General features: G+C 56.9%; 16 protein-coding genes and 1 pseudogene. 4 read left to right on the forward strand and 13 right to left on the reverse strand.

Going from position 1 to position 19577, the window contains the following annotated elements; genetic code table 11:
• Nucleotides 1-14: 14 nt before the first annotated feature.
• The 8 genes and pseudogenes from AC0TN7_RS07710 to AC0TN7_RS07745 all read right to left on the reverse strand — a co-directional run bounded on the left by AC0TN7_RS07710 (nt 15) and on the right by AC0TN7_RS07745 (nt 8173).
• Nucleotides 15-902, reverse strand: a complete 888-nt coding sequence (locus AC0TN7_RS07710; protein ID WP_024909601.1) for an ABC transporter substrate-binding protein — start codon at nt 900-902, stop codon at nt 15-17.
• Nucleotides 903-911: 9 nt separating this feature from the next.
• The gene (locus AC0TN7_RS07715; protein ID WP_024909602.1) at nt 912-1685 is read right to left on the reverse strand and encodes an amino acid ABC transporter ATP-binding protein; all 774 of its coding nucleotides are present in this window, start codon (nt 1683-1685) and stop codon (nt 912-914) included.
• The gene (locus AC0TN7_RS07720) at nt 1669-2595 is read right to left on the reverse strand and encodes an amino acid ABC transporter permease (RefSeq protein WP_023327573.1); all 927 of its coding nucleotides are present in this window, start codon (nt 2593-2595) and stop codon (nt 1669-1671) included. The genes AC0TN7_RS07715 and AC0TN7_RS07720 overlap by 17 nt, the downstream gene beginning before the upstream one ends.
• A 9-nt stretch (nt 2596-2604) precedes the next feature.
• Complete coding sequence (locus AC0TN7_RS07725) at nt 2605-3114, reverse strand: GNAT family N-acetyltransferase (protein WP_008501765.1); 510 nt, start codon at nt 3112-3114, stop codon at nt 2605-2607.
• Nucleotides 3115-3123: 9 nt separating this feature from the next.
• Nucleotides 3124-5387 (reverse strand): annotated as a pseudogene (locus AC0TN7_RS07730) (NtaA/DmoA family FMN-dependent monooxygenase).
• Nucleotides 5388-5403: 16 nt separating this feature from the next.
• Complete coding sequence (locus AC0TN7_RS07735; RefSeq protein WP_148769482.1) at nt 5404-6525, reverse strand: M20 peptidase aminoacylase family protein; 1122 nt, start codon at nt 6523-6525, stop codon at nt 5404-5406.
• Nucleotides 6522-7523: an LLM class flavin-dependent oxidoreductase gene (locus AC0TN7_RS07740; protein WP_024909646.1), complete on the reverse strand. Its 1002-nt coding sequence runs from the start codon at nt 7521-7523 to the stop codon at nt 6522-6524. The genes AC0TN7_RS07735 and AC0TN7_RS07740 overlap by 4 nt, the downstream gene beginning before the upstream one ends.
• Nucleotides 7524-7633: 110 nt before the next feature.
• On the reverse strand, nt 7634-8173 hold the full coding sequence (locus AC0TN7_RS07745; protein WP_148769484.1) for an AAA family ATPase: 540 nt from the start codon (nt 8171-8173) through the stop codon (nt 7634-7636).
• 343 nt (nt 8174-8516) lie between these two features.
• Here AC0TN7_RS07745 and AC0TN7_RS07750 point away from each other — a divergent pair, with 343 nt between their 5' ends.
• Entirely contained in the window at nt 8517-10052 is a 1536-nt protein-coding gene (locus AC0TN7_RS07750; RefSeq protein ID WP_473702002.1) for a methyl-accepting chemotaxis protein, read from the forward strand.
• Here AC0TN7_RS07750 and AC0TN7_RS07755 read toward each other — a convergent pair.
• Nucleotides 10049-10447, reverse strand: a complete 399-nt coding sequence (locus AC0TN7_RS07755) for a (R)-mandelonitrile lyase (RefSeq protein WP_024909649.1) — start codon at nt 10445-10447, stop codon at nt 10049-10051. The two genes, AC0TN7_RS07750 and AC0TN7_RS07755, sit on opposite strands and share 4 nt — an antisense overlap.
• A 108-nt stretch (nt 10448-10555) precedes the next feature.
• Here AC0TN7_RS07755 and AC0TN7_RS07760 point away from each other — a divergent pair, with 108 nt between their 5' ends.
• Nucleotides 10556-11470 (forward strand): LysR family transcriptional regulator, encoded by a 915-nt coding sequence (locus AC0TN7_RS07760; RefSeq protein WP_463726749.1) that lies wholly within the window; start codon nt 10556-10558, stop codon nt 11468-11470.
• A 304-nt stretch (nt 11471-11774) separates the two neighbouring features.
• A complete protein-coding gene (gene ansP, locus AC0TN7_RS07765) occupies nt 11775-13271 on the forward strand; it encodes an L-asparagine permease (protein ID WP_024909651.1) in 1497 nt (498 codons plus the stop codon).
• Between the two features lie 51 nt (nt 13272-13322).
• Here ansP and yncE read toward each other — a convergent pair whose 3' ends face one another.
• On the reverse strand, nt 13323-14384 hold the full coding sequence (yncE, locus tag AC0TN7_RS07770) for a 7-bladed beta-propeller protein YncE (RefSeq protein ID WP_463726750.1): 1062 nt from the start codon (nt 14382-14384) through the stop codon (nt 13323-13325).
• 242 nt (nt 14385-14626) lie between these two features.
• Here yncE and pqqU point away from each other — a divergent pair, with 242 nt between their 5' ends.
• The gene (gene pqqU / locus AC0TN7_RS07775) at nt 14627-16741 is read left to right on the forward strand and encodes a TonB-dependent receptor PqqU (protein ID WP_463726751.1); all 2115 of its coding nucleotides are present in this window, start codon (nt 14627-14629) and stop codon (nt 16739-16741) included.
• Between the two features lie 118 nt (nt 16742-16859).
• On the opposite strand, the gene AC0TN7_RS07780 is transcribed toward pqqU, so the two are convergent.
• The 3 genes from AC0TN7_RS07780 to AC0TN7_RS07790 all read right to left on the reverse strand — a co-directional run bounded on the left by AC0TN7_RS07780 (nt 16860) and on the right by AC0TN7_RS07790 (nt 19465).
• Nucleotides 16860-17528 (reverse strand): GntR family transcriptional regulator, encoded by a 669-nt coding sequence (locus AC0TN7_RS07780; RefSeq protein WP_024909654.1) that lies wholly within the window; start codon nt 17526-17528, stop codon nt 16860-16862.
• A gap of 255 nt (nt 17529-17783) precedes the next feature.
• The gene (locus tag AC0TN7_RS07785; RefSeq protein WP_463726752.1) at nt 17784-18824 is read right to left on the reverse strand and encodes an NADP-dependent oxidoreductase; all 1041 of its coding nucleotides are present in this window, start codon (nt 18822-18824) and stop codon (nt 17784-17786) included.
• Nucleotides 18825-18889: 65 nt separating this feature from the next.
• A complete protein-coding gene (locus AC0TN7_RS07790; RefSeq protein WP_148768594.1) occupies nt 18890-19465 on the reverse strand; it encodes a helix-turn-helix domain-containing protein in 576 nt (191 codons plus the stop codon).
• Nucleotides 19466-19577: the final 112 nt, after the last annotated feature.

A 19577-nucleotide genomic window follows, 5' to 3' on the forward strand; every position in this document is an offset into this window, starting at 1 on the left:
AGTGTAGAGCACCATTAGTAGGTTATCCCAGGCGGGTTGACCTCCGACTGTGCCACCGCTTCGCCCTGTTCGCCCCAGCGCGCCAGCACCTTCTGGTAATCTCCCCGCTTGATCGCGCCGTCCAGCGCCGCCTGTAACGCGTACACCAGCTCATTGCCTTTTTTGGTCGTGGTCGCGACATAGGCTTTTTTCGGCCCTAAACCGACCACGCGGGTTTTACCTGTGAGCGCCGCTTTATAGGCTGAAACCGACTGCGGTCCGAAGAACACATCCGCCCTGCCGGACTGGATATAGAGATTGCCCGAAGCATCATCGTGGAGATAAACCGGCAGCGCAGGCTCGCGCCCCGCCTTTTTGTTCTCTTCGTTCCAGCCCAGCAGAATGCGTTCCTGATTCGTACCGGAGCCGACAATCACCCTTTTCCCGGCCAGATCTTCCGCGCTTTTGATTGACTGGATCTCGCTGGTGGATTTCACCGAAAACGCCAGCGAGTCGACGCGGTAGGTCGCAAAATCAAACTTCTCTTTACGCTGTTCGGTCACCGCAATGTTCACCAGCGCCACGTCGTAGCGCCCGGAGGCGATCCCCAGCGGCCAGTCTTCCCACGCTGTCGGCACCAGCTTCAGCTTCAGCCCCAGGCTGCCCGCCAGCAGGCGGGCGATATCCGGGTCGCTGCCAATGCGCGTACGGTTATCGCTGGCCAGCAGCGCCAGCGGCGGGGAGTTCAGCATTGAGACGGCGACCGTCAGCGTACCCGGCTCCACGAATTTGTAACCGGCGGGGATCTTCGCCACGGCCTGCCGATCCACCGTCACCGGCAGCGGCTGCTCGTTGGCTTTCAAATCAATGCTGGCGTGGCTCGCCGTCGTAAAAAGCAGTCCTGCCAGAAGTCCATATTTCATCTGCGCTCCTTACAGCACTTTTGACAGGAACTGGCGCGTTCGCGCATGTGACGGACGGTTTAATACCTCGTCACTGCTTCCCTGCTCGACAATTTTTCCGTCGACCATAAACACCACCTGATCCGCCACTTCCCGGGCAAAGCCGATCTCATGAGTGACCACCACCAGCGTAGTCCCGGACCGGGCCAGTTTTTTGATTACGTCCAGCACTTCCCCTACCAGCTCCGGATCCAGCGCCGAGGTGGGTTCATCAAACAGCATCACGCGAGGACGTAACGCCAGCGCACGGGCAATGGCAATACGCTGCTGTTGCCCGCCGGAGAGATGGCGGGACCAGGCATCGGCTTTATCCCGCAGCCCGACCACGTCCAGCAGGCTGTACGCTCTTTCCACCGCCTCTTTTTTGCTGAGCTTTTTATGCGCGATGGGCGCCTCAATCAGGTTTTCCAGCACCGTGAGATGCGGAAAGAGATTGAAGTTCTGGAACACATAGCCCACGTTGACGCGCTGTTTGAGGATCTCCTTCTCCTTCAGCTCGTAGAGCCTGTCTCCCTGACGACGGTAGCCAATGTAATCCCCGTCGATCTGAATAAAGCCTTCGTCGACGCGCTCCAGGTGATTAATGGTGCGCAGCAAGGTTGATTTGCCTGACCCGGACGGCCCGAGAATGACCGTCACGGACCCGGGCGGGATCTCAAGCGAAACGTTGTCGAGCGCCTTATGGCGGCCAAAAAATTTGCTGACGCCGGTAATCGAAATATGTCCTTCAGGAGAGGCTTGCATGGATAGGCTCCTGTGCTGGCGTGGTGGTGACTGAACGGGTACGACGGGCGGCACGGTTCTGATTTACCGCAGAGCGGCGTTCGCTGCGGGCAAGTGCGCGTTCAACACCGTACTGGATAGCGGACAGGACGGTGGTGATCGCCAGGTACCAGGCGGCACCAACCATCAGCAGCGGGATCACCTCCTGCGTGCGGTTGTAGATCATCTGGATGGTATAGAACAGCTCCGGCATCGCCAGGACGTACACCATCGCCGTGCCCTTGGCGAGGCTGATGATTTCATTGAACCCCGACGGCAGAATGGTGCGCAGCGCCTGAGGCAAAATGATGCGCACCGTGCGGCGCCAGGCCGGCAGGCCGAGCGCGGCGGCGGCCTCATACTGCCCGTGATCGACCCCGAGGAATCCGCCGCGAATGATCTCAGCGGTATAGGCGCTCTGCACCAGGGTTAGCCCCACCACGGCGGTAGAAAATTGCCCCAGCACGTTGATGGTTTCAAAGCTGCCCCAGGTGATGCCGGTGAACGGCACGCCGAGCGAGAGCGTGTCGTAGAGATAGGAAAAGTTGTACAGAATGATCAGCACCACAATCAGCGGCAGCGACCGAAACAGCCAGATGTACGCCCACGCCAGGCTGCTGAGCAGCCAGGATGAAGAGAGTCTCGCCAGGGCCAGCATACCGCCAAACACCACGCTCAGCGCGGTGCCGATCAGCGTCAGCAGCAGGGTCTGTCCGACACCTTCGAGGATCACCGGGTCGAAGAACCAGCGGGCGAACACCGCCCACTCCCAGCGTGGGTTAAAGGCCACGGACTGAATCACGACCGCCAGGACAAACAGCGCCACCGCGGCGCCGACGGCCCGCAGCGGATAACGCGCCGGGACCACCTTAATGGTTTCAACGTTGCTCATCGTCGTTCCTCATGCGGTTTTACTGAACGCTTCACGTACCAGCGTTTTGGTGAATCGCAGCCGACCGTCAAACGGCGGCTGGCTGTACTCTTCCGGATCGCGGTTCAGATCGAACTGCGGCTGATAGCCCTGGCTAAGATAGAGCCTGACCGCCTCCGGCTGACGAAAGCCGGTAGTCAGGTAGATCTGACTGTACCCTGCCAGCACCGCCCTGCGCTCCAGCTCCTGCACCACGCGCCCGGCAAGCCCCTGCTGACGCAGGGTTTTGTCCGTCCAGATGCGTTTGATTTCCGCGGTGCGTTCGTCGAACGGTTTGTATGCGCCGGTAGCGATAATCTTCCCGTCGCGCTCCAGGACGATAAACAGCCCCTGCGGCGCTAAATACCACTCGGTGAGCTCCACTTCCGCGTCTTTTGAGAAGTAGTCCCCGTAGCGGGCGGCATATTCACCAAACAACCCCTCGATAATGGGCTGAAGTTCAGCATCTTCCGGTGATACATCACGAAATCGTTCGCTCATCACGCCTCCTTAATCGCCCAGGCCAGCCGGGTTCACTTCGGACTGAGGAATGCGCTCAACCCCTTCCCCCCAGCGGTTGAGCACTTTGTCGTAATCGCCGTTTTTGATGACGCCGTTCAGCGCGGTTTGCACCGGCTCAACCAGTCCGCTGCCTTTTTTCAGCGTCACCGCGATGTGTGCCGCCTTCGGCCAGCCGCCGTCGACGCTGCCCACCAGTTTGGTTTTCCCGTTCAGCGCCGCTTTCCATGCGCCAATCACGTTCGGGCCAAAGTAGGCATCCGCGCGGCCGGACTGCAGTGCCAGGGTTTGGGCCGCATCGTCTTTGGTGTAGATCGGGGTAAAGGGCTTCAGCCCCTTCTTCAGGTTTTCGGCATTCCATGCCAGCAGGATGGCCTCCTGGTTGGTGCCGGAGCCGACGATAATCTTCAGCCCGGCGATGTCTTCCGCCTTCTGCAGCGACGTAATCGGGCTGGTGGATTTCACGTAAAAGCCGAGGGAATCCTTACGATAGGTAGCAAAATCAAACTTCTGTTTGCGCTCTTTAGTGACGGTGATGTTGCTGATGGCGGCATCGTATTTCCCGGACGCCACGCCCAGCGGCCAGTCCTCCCAGGAGGTGGGCACCACGTTGAGCTCCAGCCCGAGGCTGTCGGCGACCAGACGCGCGACGTCAACTTCGCTTCCCAGCAGCGTTTTGTTGTCGTCGGAGAAGACCGTCAGCGGCGGCTGGTTGAGTCCCGCCACCGCAACGGTAAATTTCCCGGGCACGGCAAAGCGATAGTCTTTCGGCAGCTGCGCTACCGCCTCGCTATTTTTCGCGGTGTTAATCGGGGTTTTATTGGCCTCGATGCTCACGCCGGTGCCGTTAATATTGACGTTCTCTGCCCAGACGGCAGGGGTAAAGGCCAGCGCGAGCGCCAGAATAAGCGATGATTTCTGCATAGCGGGGTTCTCTTTTATTGTTGTGTGTACTGGTTTTTCGGTTGGTCTAAGCCAAGGCTTTCACGCAGCGTGGTGCCCGGATAGTCGGTACGGAACAGGCCGCGGGCCTGAAGAATGGGCACCACCTGGTCAACAAAGCGCGGGAAGGTATCCGGCGTACCGCCCTGAATGATGAAGCCGTCAGCGGCATAGCCTTCAAACCAGGCCTGAAGACCGTCTGCCACCTCCTCCGGCGTGCCGGAAAAGCGCGGGCGCGGTGATGCAGCTTCAAGGGCTACCTGACGCAGGGTTAAGCTGCGCTCGCGGGCGTTACGCTTAATTTCATCGGTGGTACTGCGGAAGCTGTTTTTGCCTAAATCGCCGATATCCGGGAACGGCTCGTCGAGCGGATACTGGCTGAAATCGTGATGTTCAAAATAACGCCCGAGGTAATTGAGGGCATCGTTAATCGACACCAGCGCCGCCGTGGTCTGGTACTGGTTTTCCACGTCTTCGGCATCGCTACCCACAATCACGCTGACGCCCTGGAAAATATGGAGATCCGACGCGCGGCGACCGTTTGTTTCCAGCTGCTGTTTTACGTCGCGGTAAAAGGCTTTTGCCTCATCGAGCGTCTCGTGGTGGGTGAAAATGGCGTCGGCATGTTTCGCCGCCAGCTTTTTCCCGTCGTCCGACGCCCCGGCCTGAAAGACAATCGGGCGACCCTGCGGCGTGCGGCCAATATTCAGCGGACCGGCGACCTGGAAGAAGTCACCGTGGTGATCCAGGGTGTGAAGCTTTGACGCGTCAAAGAATTGCCCGCTCTCTTTATTACGTACGAACGCATCACCCTCCCAGGAATCCCACAGCCCTTTCACCACGTCGAGATACTCATCCGCGATCCGGTAGCGCAGCGCATGCTCGGGGTGTTTTTCGCGGGAAAAGTTCTTCGCCGACCCTTCCAGCGGCGAGGTCACCACGTTCCAGCCCGCGCGTCCGTTGCTGAGGTGGTCGAGGCTGGCGAACTGGCGCGCCGTGGTGAAGGGTTCGCTGTAGGAGGTGGATAAGGTTCCCACCAGCCCCAGGCGCGAGGTGATGCTGGCGAGAGCAGATAACACCGTCAGCGGTTCAAAGCGATTTAAAAAATGCGGGATGGATTTCTCGTTTATGTAGAGACCGTCGGCAACGAATAAAAAATCGAGTTTGCCCTCCTCCGCCTTTAACGCCGTCGATTTGACGAAATCAAAATTGATACTGGCATCGGCGACGGCCTCAGGGTGACGCCAGGCGGACATATTTCCGGATGCACCATGCAAAATGGTCCCCAGCCGCAGTTGACGATGTGCAGACATATTCACCTCTTAAGAATTAAACGTGTTGCAGGGCTTTTTCCGCAAGCTGTGCAAAATAGCGGGCAGCGGGCTCAATTAAGGCTTCATCCGGATTAAATGCCGGATGATGTAAACCGTACGGGCTGTTGCTGCCGATGCTGACAAACGCCCCCGGGATCTGCTGCAGATAGACCGCAAAATCTTCCCCGCCCATATGCAGCTCGGCGTGCCGGGTTTCGTATCCGGCGTCCCGGGCGACCGAGGTGGCGAAATCGGCCCAGCGTTCGTCATTCACCAGCGCGGTGGGCCCGGCATACCAGGTGATATCAATCTGCGCGCTGAAGGCGCTGGCAAAACCGGCAGCGATTTCGCCCACGCGGGATTTCACATTCTGCTGCACTTCCGTGCGATGGGTACGCAGCGTGCCTTCCAGCTCGACGCTTTCCGGCAGCACGTTCCAGGTGTTACCGCCCGCAATGCGCGTCACGCTCAGCACCACCGAATCCAGCGTATTGACGTTGCGGCTGGCGACGCTTTGCAGCGCCGTCACCAGTTGGCTCGCCAGCACAATGGCGTCGTTGCCTTCATGCGGACGTGCGGCGTGCGCGCCCTTACCGGTAATGCGGATCACAAAGCGGTCGACGTTGGCATAGAACGGACCGCCTCGGGTAGCGAACTCACCGACCGGCAGGCCGGGCTCGTTGTGCATACCGAAAATCGCGCTGACATCGCGTAAGGCACCGGCGCGCACCATGCTCTTCGCACCGCCGAAGTTCTCTTCGGCAGGCTGAAACAGGATCCGCACCCGGCCGTTAAGCGAGGCCTCTCGCTCTTTCAGCTTTAACGCGGCGCCGAGGATGACGCTGGTGTGGATATCGTGTCCGCAGGCATGCATTACGCCTGCACGCTGCGAGCTAAACGGCACGCCGCTGCGCTCTTCAATCGGCAGGGCATCAATATCCGCCCGCAGCGCAATCAGTTTGCTGCCCGAGCCGATTTCCGCCACCAGCCCGGTAGACAGGTCGTAAGGCTGCGGGGTAATCCCGGCATTCGTCAGCCACTGGCGCAGGCGCGTCGTGGTCTCCACTTCCTGGCCGGAGAGCTCCGGGTTCTGGTGCAGTTCGCGACGCCAGGCAATCAGCTGTTCGCCAAAGCTCATACGGTGACCTCCCTGTTAAGACGCGCCTCGGCGAGCAGGCGCAGCGACGCGACGCGCGTTGCTCCCTCCGCTACCGGCGTGTCGATGATAAATTCGTCAATGCCCCACTGCTGATGCAGCGCGTTGAGCTGTTCCACTACCGACTCAGCGGTACCCGCCAGCAGCGACTGCGCCCGACGTGCAATGCGCACCGGCTCGCTGCCCGCCTGGCGTGCAAAGGCGTAGGCCTGCTCTTCGCTGGCCACGGTGACGCGCTGCCCGTTTGCCAGCTCAACGCCCCACACCTCGACCTTCTGCGCCAGCGCGTCTGCCTCGGCCTGCGTCGGCGCGACAATCGCCTGTACTGCCACTATCACGTCCCGCGCGCTGTTCTCACGCCAGGTCGATACCACCTCGCGCAGCAGATCCGGGTCACCGTTCAGGTGTGCGGCAAACACAAAGTGCCAGTCGAGCCTGGCGGCCAGCAGCGCGCTTTCGGTACTCGCGCCCAGCAGGAAACCTTCAGCAGGCAGCGGCGGCAGCGGCGTGGCGCGGACGGCTTCTTCAATAGAGTGATGCTCAGGACGGATCCAGCGGTCGAGCTGGGCCAGCTGTTCGGCAAAACTGCCCTTTTCCTGTTGATTCAGGCCCTGCTGCAGCGCGCGGGTTGAGAGCGGTAGTCCGCCGGGGGCCTTCCCGACGCCGAGATCCACGCGGCCAGGCGCCAGCGCGGCCAGCACGTTGAAGTTCTCGGCGACTTTATAGGGGCTGTAGTGCTGAAGCATTACGCCGCCGGACCCGACGCGAATGCGCGTGGTTTGCCCGAGGATCCAGGCAATCAGCAGCTCCGGGGAAGGGCTGGCAAGCTGTGGGGTGTTGTGGTGTTCGGCAATCCAGAAGCGGTGATAGCCCAGATTTTCTGCCTGCTGCGCCAGCGCCAGGGTACGCGCCAGTGCATCGGCAGCCGTTTCGTTTTCAGCGATGGGGCTTTTATCCAGAATGCTGATTCGCCATGACATGTTGCGTTCTCGTTTGACTTAACATGTCGTCATTATTAAAGGCGCATTTCACCACTGAGAAACAATTAATTTACATTTAGTTTGCCGGAAAACAGATATATAAAACCATGCTAAGGATAAGACTTTAAGGAGGCAATCAGCGTTTCCACCTGCTCCCGACGGGTAATGCGGACGAAGCGAATATGGCTATATTGCGGGTTTTGCAGATCGGCTTCATAGCGCGTGCGGTTGTTACGCCAGGTTTTCATCGTCCAGATGATAATCGATTCTCTGCTGAAGAACGCGCGCCGGAAACTCTCTTTATTTCCCGTTCCCGGCCAGAGCTCGTGCTTATGCCAGGCCCGCTTTATTGCTCGGGTGACGGCCTGCCAGAGGGTGCGGATAAACCCATAATCCACCCACACCACAACGTCTACATCGCGCCATTTCACAGGCCGCGTGCGGTTGTAGTTACCGTCCAGCACCCAGTCTGGCGACGCCTGTAGCGCCTGCTCCAGCTTTGCCTGAAACTCGTCGTCCGGCGTGCCCTGCCAGTCAGCCTGCCAGTAGAGTCTGTCCATCTCGATACAGGGAATAGCCAGTTCGGTCGCAATCTGCTTCGCCAGCGTGCTTTTTCCACTTCCGCTGGTTCCTATGACGTTAATTTTCACCTCAGCCTCCCTGTATTTACGAAAATGTGACCAATCATAGCGTTTTCATCCTGTTAACGAAACGCTATTTCAGCATGACAATTTTTCCCGGGAAGCGATCTCCCTCTTACAGTTTGGCTTATGTCATTTATTTACAGTGCCTCCCAAAAACGCCCCTGAAAATGTTTTCATTTTTATTACATTCGATAGCGTTAACCGTTTAAAAATAATATGTAGCGAGTATTTCAGACAGCCAAAATTTCAGAGAGAATAAGCAGCAGACAGTTATAAAAATAATCTCATTAATCTTGCCGGAGTGCTTTCCGGACGTTTTTTATTCTTGCACAACATCATGGAGTTACTCATGAGGCGTAACACTCCCGTTACACAAAACGAGTATTTGCTTAACGATGGTTCGACGTTAATGTCGACCACCGATACAAAAAGTCATATTACCTATGCTAATTCCGCTTTTATTGAAGCCAGCGGATATAAAGAAGAACATCTTCTGGGTGAGCCGCATAACCTCATCCGCCATCCCGACATGCCTGCCGAAGCGTTTGGCGACATGTGGTTTACCCTGCAGCAGGGCGAGACCTGGACAGGGCTGGTGAAGAACCGTCGTCATAATGGCGATCACTACTGGGTGCGGGCCAACGTGACGCCGGTCTGGCAGGGTGGATCTCTGACGGGCTATATTTCAGTGCGAAATATCCCCGCACGGGAAGAGATCGCAGCCAGTGAAAAACTGTATGCAAAAGTGCGTAATAACGAATTAAAACATTACCGTTTTTATAAAGGACTGTTAGTTCGACGCGGTTTATTTTCCTTTATGTCGCTTTTTAAATGTCTCAGCACCTGTAAACGAATCCATCTTGGTATTGCAACGACAGCGTTACTCTCCTGCCTGGCGGTGTATTTCTTCCCTGATAAACTTGTGCAGTCGGGGAGTCTGGCGCTGCTCTTTTCTGCCCTTGCCTGTTATCTTCACGCGCAGATCGCACGGCCGGTAAAATCTATTGTTCAACAGATGCAGCGCGTGGTTTCAGGACGTAAAACGGACTATTACCATTTTGACAGGATCGATGACATCGGGCTGATGATGCGCCTGGTGAATCAATCAGGTTTGAACCTGAATTCGCTGGTTGACGATGTCGGGGCGCAAATCAGCGGGATTGGCACCATCAGCCAGCAGGTCGCGAAAGAAGGTGCGGCGCTGCAAACGCGCTCTGAAGAAACCGCAGACTTTCTGCAGCAAACCGCATCTGCGGTGGAAGAGATCGCCAGCGCGGTGAAGCAGACGGCAGAAACCGCGAATGAAGCGATCCAGATGGCGGATCGCACCAGCGACAGCGCCCACTGCGGTGAAGCGATGATGAAAGAGACCATCGGTATGATGCAGTCCGTGTCGCAGGATAACGGCCAGATCGTCGATATTATCAGCGTTATCGATCGCATTGCCTTCCAGACCAATATTCTTGCGCTGAATGCCGCCGTGGAAGCGGCGCGCGCGGGTGAAGCCGGGCGCGGCTTTGCCGTGGTGGCGGCTGAGGTGCGCAATCTTGCGCAGCACTCCGCGACGGCGGCGAAAGAGATCAAAGCGCTGATCGAGAAAAACGTTGCCAGCGTCAACGCTGGCGTGGAGAAGGTGGTACAAACCGAATCACAGCTGACGGTCATGATCGACCATGTTCTGCAGGTTTCCACCTTGATTAAGGAGATCGGCCACGCCACGCAGGAACAAACCCAGGCGCTGACGCTGATCAACGCCTCCCTCTCCCGTATCGGCGCAATGACCCAGAGCAATACGGGGATGGTGGATAACGTTACTCACGCCGCGAATCACCTGACGCAGCGGACGACGCGCCTGCAGCAGGCGATTACCGTTTTTGGCGGTTAGCCGTTCGGGTACTGCTCGTCAGTCACTTTTTCCAGCCATGTTACCGGGCTGCCGTTTACCGCTTCGGCGATGGCAAGATGCGTCATCGCCGTTTGCGCATTTGCGCCGTGCCAGTGCTTCACGCCGGGTGGGATCCAGGCGATATCGCCCTGATTCAGGATTTCCGCCTCTTTGCCCCACTCCTGTAACCAGCCGCGCCCCTGCGTCACAATCAGCGTTTGTCCCAGGGGATGCGTATGCCAGGCCGTGCGCGCGCCCGGCTCAAAGGTTACGGTTGCCCCGCCGACGCTGGCAGGTTCGGTCGCCTGAAAGGGTGCGTCAATCCGAACAGTCCCGGTAAACCAGGCTTCCGGTCCTCGTACTGACGGTATTGAACCGCTGCGGATAATTTTCATCTTTTGCTCCTCGTTGACTGTTGCGTTAACAGTAGCGCAAAGCACTCGGCAGCATTAGGGTGCATAATCAGATAGGACACATGACTGAAACTCATAAATAGAACCGCGATGCTAAAAGATAATTTCAACGATCTGCTCTCCTTTATGGTGGTGGCCCGCGAGCGTAGCTTTACGCGCGCAGCGGCGCAGCTGGGCGTCTCGCAATCGGCACTGAGCCATGCGATGCGCAAGCTTGAGGCGCGATTAGACGTTCGCCTGTTAACCCGCACAACCCGCAGCGTGGTTCCGACACCCGCGGGTGAGCAGCTTTTTTCGCGCCTCAGCCCGCATCTGCTGGAGATCGAACAGGAACTCACGGCGCTTCGCAGCACCCGCGACAAACCCGCAGGCGCTATCCGCATCGTCGCCGGCGAGCACGCGATGGATGCCGTGCTCTGGCCGGTCCTGAAGGCTTTTATGCTGCAATATCCTGACATTAACGTCGAAGTGATGGTCGACAATGGCCTGACAGATATCGTAGATGGCCGCTTCGACGCAGGGGTTCGCCTGGGTGAACAGGTGGCAAAAGACATGATTGCGGTGCGGATTGCGCCGGACATGCGCATGGCGGTCGTCGGCTCCCCGGATTACCTGGCTCGTTTTGGCGTGCCGCTCGTGCCGGAGCAGTTGGGTGAACACCGCTGTATCAATCTCCGCCTGCCCACCCGAGGGGGATTGTATGACTGGGAATTTGAGCGTGACGGGCGCGAGCTTCGCGTGCGGGTTGACGGACAGCTTACGCTGAATAACCTGTCGCAGCGCATCGACGCCGCGGAGAATGGTCTCGGATTAGCCTACGTGCCCGAGTCCTCGGTTCTGGACGCTCTGAATCAGGGACGGCTGGTCAGGGTCCTTGAATCGTGGTGCCCCACGTTTGAAGGATATCACCTCTATTATCCGAGCCGTCGGCAGCACACAACCGCGTTCAGGTCACTTCTCGATGCCCTGCAGCAGCAAAAATTTATACCATCTGGTAATAATTAAGAGAATCTGATGATTAAATAATCAACCTCGCCATTGTTTTGACTAAAAACTCATCACGATTCAGCGTGTTGTGATCCCCGTCTGCTCTGACCACACGATTTCCTTCGACGTGCATCACTTTCGGCACGGTTATATTTTGCGTCGCTTATGAATTGCAGGTAGGATGCCTCGCCATGTTTCGCCTTATCCATACGCAGAATGACTGGGAAGGCGACATGTGTTTGCGCAGAAGCAATCGTTTGTATTGCTTTCTGCCAGGCAGGACTATCACGATAATGGTTCAGACAGGCAAACAGGTAACTCAATGAAAACAAGCAATAAAAGCGCAGCCGATCATCATGCTGCTAAACGTCGCTGGTTGAACTCTCACGAAGAGGGCTACCACAAAGCGATGGGCAACCGTCAGGTTCAAATGATCGCCATCGGCGGCGCTATCGGAACGGGTCTGTTTTTAGGTGCTGGTGCACGCCTGCAGATGGCTGGCCCGGCTCTCGCCCTGGTCTATCTGGTGTGCGGGATCTTCTCTTTCTTCATTCTCCGCGCGCTGGGCGAACTGGTACTGCATCGCCCTTCCAGCGGAAGCTTCGTCTCTTACGCCCGTGAATTCCTCGGTGAAAAAGCGGCTTACGTTGCGGGCTGGATGTACTTCGTCAACTGGGCGATGACGGGTATTGTCGATATCACCGCCGTTGCGCTGTATATGCACTACTGGGGCGCGTTTGGTGATGTGCCGCAGTGGGTGTTTGCGCTTGGTGCGCTGGCGATTGTCGGCACCATGAACATGATCGGCGTGAAGTGGTTCGCGGAGATGGAGTTCTGGTTTGCGCTGGTAAAAGTGCTGGCCATCGTGGTGTTCCTGGTCGTGGGTACCGTCTTCCTCGGCAGCGGTAAGCCGCTGGATGGCAATGCCACCGGCTTCCACCTGATAACCGATAACGGCGGATTCTTCCCGCACGGTCTGCTGCCTGCGCTGGTACTGGTTCAGGGCGTCGTGTTCGCCTTCGCCTCTATCGAACTGGTTGGCACCGCGGCAGGTGAATGTAAAGATCCGCAGACGATGGTGCCAAAAGCCATCAACAGCGTGATCTGGCGTATCGGTCTGTTCTACGTCGGTTCCGTGGTGCTGCTGGTTCTGCTGCTGCCATGGACTGCCTATCAGGCGGGCCAGAGTCCGTTCGTGACCTTCTTCTCTAAGCTGGGCGTGCCTTACGTGGGCAGCATCATGAACATCGTGGTCCTGACGGCGGCGCTCTCCAGCCTGAACTCCGGCCTTTACTCTACCGGTCGTATCCTGCGCTCCATGTCGATGGGCGGTTCCGCGCCGAAGTTCATGTCGAAGATGAGCAAGCAGCAGGTTCCCTATGCAGGGATTCTGGCCACGCTGGTGGTTTACGTCTTTGGCGTGTTCCTGAACTATCTGGTGCCGTCCCGCGTATTTGAGATCGTTCTGAACGTGGCTGCACTGGGGATTATCGCTTCCTGGGGCTTTATCGTGGTCTGCCAGATGCGTCTGCGCAAGGCGATTAAAGAAGGCAAAGCGGCTGATGTGAGCTTCAAGATGCCGGGCGCACCGGTGACCTCCTGGCTCACCCTGCTCTTCCTGTTCAGCGTGCTGGTGCTGATGGCGTTCGACTATCCGAACGGTACCTACACCATCGCGACGATTCCGCTGCTGGCGGTACTGCTGATTGCCGGCTGGTTCGGCGTGCGTAAGCGCGTTCACGAGATCCACAGCACCGCGCCGGTTCATCACGACGATGAAAAACACGACGCGCCGCTGGTAGAAGAAACCTCGCGTTAAGCATCCAGAAAGCATTAAAAAGGGAAGGCAAATGCCTTCCCTTTTTTTATCTTACAGCGCGATACGAATGACATCGTCAGGCTGAGTGGCTTCCTGCTGGCGAGTCGACTTCTGTTTCACCGTCACATACAGCGTTTTACCATCGGCAGAAAGCGCCAGGCTGTTCGGGTAGACCGGCGTGTCGAACGTTTTAGTCACCTTATACGTTTTCGCATCAATCACGCTCACCTTGCCGGCTTCACGGTGGGTCACGTAGGCTTCGTTGCGGGCCGGGTTAAACAGGACCGCCAGGGATTCCGGCGCGGCGATTTTCTCGATCACGCTGCCGTCTTTCAGGCTCACTACCAGCACTTCCGGCTGTTTTGAATCAGTCAGGAACGCACGCTGACCGGCAGCGTCGAGGCTCAGGTTCAGATAGAAGTGCTCTTTCCCGTCGTCCTGCACTTTTTTACGGCCGATAATTTTGTTGCTGGCCGTATCAATCGTCACCAGTTCACCGTCCGCATTCGTGGTATAGAGACGTTTCGCCTGCGCATCCAGCGCCAGACCGGTGCTGTAGGTGCCAGTATTGGCAATGGTCTCTTTCAGCTTCAGCGTTGCGCCATCCACGACCCAAATCACGCTCTCTTTGCCGACACCGGTGATGTAAATCGTGTTGCTCGCGTCATCCGCCACCAGCTGGCGCGGCTGCAGCGGTTTGACGGTTTCGCTGCGTTGACGCCCGTCCAGCACCAGACGCCCTTTTACGTCGCCCGTTTTTGCATCAATCGCGGTTACCGCGCCGTTGATGGTGTTGCCAAACCACAGGGTTTGCGTCGCGCTGTCAAGAGTGGCACCAAAGGGTTTCAGATCGCTATGGATCGCCTGCGTCACGTCCAGCGTGACCGGATCAAGACGGTAAACAACCCCGCCCTTATCGGTTTTGCGGCTTTGCGAGGTCGCCACCCACAGCGCATTCTCCTGCTGGCTCACGGCCATTTCATACGCCCCTTTGCCCACCGCTTTACGCAGCATCTCTTCGGCGGCATGCGCCTGGAACGTCCCGGCGAGCAGTAAAGTGGCAGACAGCAGTGACAGGCTCAGACGCGGCGAGCACAGATGACGTAAAGACATAACAATTCCTTTTCTGAAAAGAGGGGTTTGGGCTGACATCACTTCCTGCAGGCAACGTCATGGCATCGCCTTTTGATAATGAGAATAGTAATCATTAATCAACTGAATGTGGAGTTTTTCTTTCCCACACCACCTTTCATTAACGCAATGTGCGGTTATAGTTTTCAAAACATTTACAAAACCTTTAACATGTATGGACATGTTCCATTTGGTTCGTTTATACACCACAACCGGTTTTATTCATGAAAATCATTTCTGCCCGTAAGGCCTCTCTCCCGCTGCTGCTGGTTCCCGTTACTTTCGCGCCGCTTACCGCTATGAGCGCGGAGGAACAGACCATGATCGTCAGCGCCACGCCGCAAACCGTATCGGAGCTGGATACCCCGGCCGCGGTCAGCGTCGTCAATGGCGATGACATGCGCCACGCCGCGCCTCGCATCAACCTGTCTGAATCACTTGGCAGCGTCCCGGGACTGCAAATTCAGAACCGCCAGAACTATGCACAGGATCTCCAGCTTTCGATGCGTGGGTTTGGCGCCCGCTCAACGTTTGGCGTGCGCGGTATCCGTATGTACGTCGACGGTATCCCTGCCACCATGCCGGACGGACAGGGCCAGACCTCCAACATCGATCTCTCCAGCGTGGAAAGCGTTGAAGTGCTGCGCGGCCCCTTCTCTGCCCTGTACGGCAACGCCTCTGGCGGCGTGATTAACATCAACACCCAGACCGGGCAGCAGCCGCCAACCATTGAAGCCAGCAGCTATTACGGCAGTTACGGTACCTGGCGCTACGGCATGAAGGCCACCGGTGCGATGGGCGACGGCACCCACGCAGGCGATGTGGACTACACCGTTTCCACCACCCGTTTCACCACCCAGGGCTATCGCGACCACAGCGGCGCGCGGAAGAATCTGGTCAACGCCAGGCTGGGCGTGCGTATTGATGACGTCAGCAAGCTGACGCTAATCTTCAACAGCGTAGACATGAAGGCCAACGATCCGGGCGGTCTGAGCTATCAGGAGTGGCAGAATAATCCGCGTCAGTCTCCGCGTGGCGATCAGTACAACACCCGTAAGACCATCAAACAGACCCAGGCCGGCCTGCGCTACGATCGCCAGCTCAGCGCTCAGGACGACCTCAGCGTAATGATGTACGCCGGCGAGCGTGAAATGACGCAGTACCAGTCGATTCCGTATCAGCCGCAGCTAAAAGCCACTCACTCCGGCGGGGTGATTGATATGCAGCGCCACTATCAGGGCGTGGATACCCGCTGGACGCACCGCGGCGAGCTGCTGGTTCCGGTGACCTTTACCACCGGTCTGAACTACGAAAACCTGAGTGAAGATCGTCGCGGCTACGAGAACTTTGTGATGAGCAACGGCGTGCCGGACTACGGCGTCAAAGGCGATAAACGTCGTGACGAACGTAACCTGATGTGGAACGTCGATCCTTATTTGCAGAGCAGCTGGCAGCTGACGCAGAAACTCTCTGTCGATGCGGGTGTCCGCTACAGTTCGGTCTGGTTTGATTCCAACGACCATTACGTTACGCCGGGCAACGGCGACGACAGCGGTGACGCGAGCTATCACAAGTGGCTCCCGGCGGGCGCCGTTAAGTATGCGGTGACTGACGGGTGGAACCTCTACGCTGCCGCAGGGCGTGGATTTGAAACGCCAACCATCAACGAACTCTCCTACCGTGCCGATAATCAGGGCGGTCTGAATATTGGCCTGAAGCCATCCACGAACAACACCTATGAAGTGGGCAGCAAAACCCGCATCGGCAACGGCCTGCTGACGGCGGCGTTGTTCCGCACCGATACGGATGATGAGATCGTGGTGGACTCCAGTTCCGGCGGCCGCACAACCTATAAAAATGCCGGGAAAACACGCCGTCAGGGTGTTGAAGTTTCTCTGGATCAGCAGTTCGCTGAGAACTGGAAGCTGAAGATGGCGTGGACGTACCTGGATGCCACCTACCGGACTAACGTCTGCAGTGACGCAGACTGTAACGGTAACCGCATGCCGGGGATTGCGCGCAACATGGGCTTTGCCTCGTTTGGCTGGCAGCCGGAGGAAGGCTGGTACGCGGGCACGGACGTGCGTTACATGAGCGACATCATGGCCGACGACGAAAACACCGCGAAAGCGCCGTCGTACACGGTAGTCGGGTTGAATACCGGGTATAAGTTTAACTACGGCAACTGGGGAATGGATGTCTTTGGCCGCGTCGATAACCTGTTCGATAAAGAGTACGCGGGCTCGGTTATTGTCAACGAGTCCAACGGCCGTTATTACGAACCTGCACCAGGCCGTAACTATGGCGTCGGGCTGTCGGTCTCTTATCGCTTCGAGTAAGAAAAAGAAAAGTTTATTTTATTAATGAAATAACCCTCCTGATGGCTTATTGCCATCAGGAGTTATTCACCAGATAAATAATTAGGCGCAGTATATAGTCGCTCTGTTAAATAATCTCTCAGTTAAAATATTGTCGCTGTAAAAGAAAATCCGCTTCATCAATCAACTTATCAATTGCCTTCTGGCTGGCATCCACATCTCTCCGCTCAAGGGCTGAAAGAAGCTCATCATAGTGATACGTTGACGTTTTGATGTCGTTAAGTTCCTGATGCAGGTAGTTCATACAGGGTCCGATGCGCACCCATAACTGTTCAATTAAGGCATTAAGCGTAGGCATTTCCGCATATTGATAAAGCGTAAACCGGAAGATGCGATTTGCATGCAATGCCTGCTGAACGTTTCCATTGCGCATAGCCTCATGGAAGGCCTCTGACATTTTGCGCAACGCCTCCAGCTTGCCGTCTGACATATTCTGGCATGCAGCAGCAACCGCCATCGGCTCAAGCTGTTTTCTGATGGCGTTAATCTCGTTATAACGCTCCAGCGTCACCTCAGGGACCAGAAATGCCTGCGCTGGCGTGGCGTGAAGCGCGCCTGAGGAGACCAGACGTAGCAGCGCTTCGCGGACCGGCGTAATACTGGTGCCTAATTTATCAGCAATCTCTTTCGTAATCAGTCGTGCTCCTGGTTTGAGGGAGCCTGTAATTAACGCCCCTTTCAAACTGTGTTCAACCTGCATGGTAAGGCTAACCCTTTGGGCTTTTTCTAAGTGATCCAAATCAAGCATGTGGAATTCCTGTAGCTAAAACTTAATGCTATTTTTAAACGCCAGTTTTAATAAAACGGCGCCGGTACGATATATCCTGTATCGTCATGCCTGGTGGTGGGAAGTACGTAAAACAGCCAAAAAAAGCAAACATCATTTTTTTATCGTTTTCGGCCTCATCCGGGATGATGGCGCGAAAAACCCTGTCCAGTAATTAAAGACAATATATCGTATCTTCACAAATAAATATGGCGGGAAACCCCGCCATTGTGCGCTTTATTTATTGTCACTCGCGACGCGAATCACGACTTTGCCGAAGTTTCGTCCTTCCAGCAGGCCAATCAGCGCCTCGGGGGCGTTTTCCAGCCCGTCCGTCACCTGTTCGCGATAGTGGATTTTCCCCTCTTGCACCCAGCGCCCCATCTCTTCCTGGAACTCATGAATGCGGTGTCCATAATCCTGGCCGATAATAAAGCCCTGCATACGAATGCGTTTCTTGAGAAGGGTCGCCATCAGGAGCGGCAGGCGGTCCGGCCCGTCAGGCAGGCCCGTCGCGTTATAGCCGCTCACCAGGCCACACACCGGCACGCGCGCGGAGGTGTTCAGCAGGGGCAGCACGGCATCAAACACTTTCCCGCCGACGTTTTCATAATAGACATCAATACCGTTCGGACAGGCGTGTTTCAGCTGGTCGGCAAAATCCGCCGCATGGTGATCCAGACACAGGTCAAAGCCGAGAACCTCAACGGCATGGCGGCATTTCTCTGGGCCACCAGCCACGCCGACCACCCGGCAACCTTTGATTTTGCCGATCTGCCCTACTGTCGCGCCAACCGGGCCGGTCGCCGCAGCCACCACCAGCGTTTCACCCGCTTTCGGTTGCCCGATATCCAGCAGCCCCATATAGGCGGTAAAGCCCGGCATACCCAGTACGCCCAGCGCCCAGGAAGGATGAGACGGATTTTCACCCAGCTTCACCAGGCCGCTGCCGTCCGAGAGTTCATACTCCTGCCAGCCGCTGTAGCCCAGTACCCATTCACCGGCTTTGAAGTCGGGATGGTTTGACTGCTCAACGCGGCTGACCGTTCCCCCCACCATCACCGCACCGATCTCAACCGGCGGTGAATAGGATGGCGCGTCGCTCATGCGACCCCGCATATAAGGATCCAGCGACAGCCAGACGGTACGAAGCAGAAGCTGCCCCGCACCCGGTTCCGGAACAGGCTGCGTTTCCAGACGAAAATTTTCCGCGACCGGTGCGCCCTGTGGACGAGAGGCCAGCACCCAGCGGCGGTTATGCGAAACAGAGTGATTCATCAGGATCTCCTTCTGGTACAAATGTCATTACAGCCTGGCTCACGTTCAGCGTTATCGCATTAGCATTACGAGCCAGACTGGTTGAGGCGTACAACCAGATAGATGCAGGTTTCATTCGTCTCGTTGATGAACCGGCAGTCATTCGGCGGCCCCAGCTCGAGACAGTCTCCGGCGTGCATCTCGTGGCGCGTATCGCCCTCCTGGAACACCAGCTCACCGGACTGCAGCCAGATAAGCTGACGCGCCAGCGCGTAAGAAGAGGCAGGCATAGGAACATCGCTGCCCGCAGGCAGTTCCACCTGAACCAGGTCGATGGGCAGATCGGTACGGGGAGAAACATGGCGGCGGAGGTAGTGCGTCTGCGGATCGCGCCAGACGGGCTGGTTTGCCAGGCGCAGCAGCTTGCCCTCCTGCATTTCGGCCCGGGCAATCAGCGTTGACATGCTGATGCCAAACGCGCCAGACAGGCGGGCAAGCAAGGTGGCCGTCGGGCTACTGTCTCCGCGTTCTATCTTGTGGATCATCGCGCGCGAGACCCCTGCCCGGTCAGCAAGCTCGGTGAGGGACCATCCGCGAGACTCGCGTTCAAGGCGAATTCTTGCGCTAATCCGTTGATTCATCGTGTCTGTTATGGTGTTCATGACGTCATACTATAGTGTATGAACGGCAATTCAATGGGCTTTTGATAACAAAAAAATATGGCTTATGCCGTAGCGATCGGGGGATACAGTTGTGTAATATCGTAGCGATAAC

This window comes from Enterobacter sp. PL_is511 (assembly GCF_055816065.1).

What these genes read in the sequence shown, in the direction of transcription:
- AC0TN7_RS07710 (WP_024909601.1), bottom strand. Translation starts at nt 902, where the DNA reads ATGAAATATGGACTTCTGGCAGGACTGCTTTTTACGACGGCGAGCCAC.
- AC0TN7_RS07715 (WP_024909602.1), bottom strand. Translation starts at nt 1,685, where the DNA reads ATGCAAGCCTCTCCTGAAGGACATATTTCGATTACCGGCGTCAGCAAA.
- AC0TN7_RS07720 (WP_023327573.1), bottom strand. Translation starts at nt 2,595, where the DNA reads ATGAGCAACGTTGAAACCATTAAGGTGGTCCCGGCGCGTTATCCGCTG.
- AC0TN7_RS07725 (WP_008501765.1), bottom strand. Translation starts at nt 3,114, where the DNA reads ATGAGCGAACGATTTCGTGATGTATCACCGGAAGATGCTGAACTTCAG.
- AC0TN7_RS07735 (WP_148769482.1), bottom strand. Translation starts at nt 6,525, where the DNA reads ATGAGCTTTGGCGAACAGCTGATTGCCTGGCGTCGCGAACTGCACCAG.
- AC0TN7_RS07740 (WP_024909646.1), bottom strand. Translation starts at nt 7,523, where the DNA reads ATGTCATGGCGAATCAGCATTCTGGATAAAAGCCCCATCGCTGAAAAC.
- AC0TN7_RS07750 (WP_473702002.1), top strand. Translation starts at nt 8,517, where the DNA reads ATGAGGCGTAACACTCCCGTTACACAAAACGAGTATTTGCTTAACGAT.
- AC0TN7_RS07755 (WP_024909649.1), bottom strand. Translation starts at nt 10,447, where the DNA reads ATGAAAATTATCCGCAGCGGTTCAATACCGTCAGTACGAGGACCGGAA.
- AC0TN7_RS07760 (WP_463726749.1), top strand. Translation starts at nt 10,556, where the DNA reads ATGCTAAAAGATAATTTCAACGATCTGCTCTCCTTTATGGTGGTGGCC.
- ansP (WP_024909651.1), top strand. Translation starts at nt 11,775, where the DNA reads ATGAAAACAAGCAATAAAAGCGCAGCCGATCATCATGCTGCTAAACGT.
- yncE (WP_463726750.1), bottom strand. Translation starts at nt 14,384, where the DNA reads ATGTCTTTACGTCATCTGTGCTCGCCGCGTCTGAGCCTGTCACTGCTG.
- pqqU (WP_463726751.1), top strand. Translation starts at nt 14,627, where the DNA reads ATGAAAATCATTTCTGCCCGTAAGGCCTCTCTCCCGCTGCTGCTGGTT.
- AC0TN7_RS07780 (WP_024909654.1), bottom strand. Translation starts at nt 17,528, where the DNA reads ATGCTTGATTTGGATCACTTAGAAAAAGCCCAAAGGGTTAGCCTTACC.
- AC0TN7_RS07785 (WP_463726752.1), bottom strand. Translation starts at nt 18,824, where the DNA reads ATGAATCACTCTGTTTCGCATAACCGCCGCTGGGTGCTGGCCTCTCGT.
- AC0TN7_RS07790 (WP_148768594.1), bottom strand. Translation starts at nt 19,465, where the DNA reads ATGAACACCATAACAGACACGATGAATCAACGGATTAGCGCAAGAATT.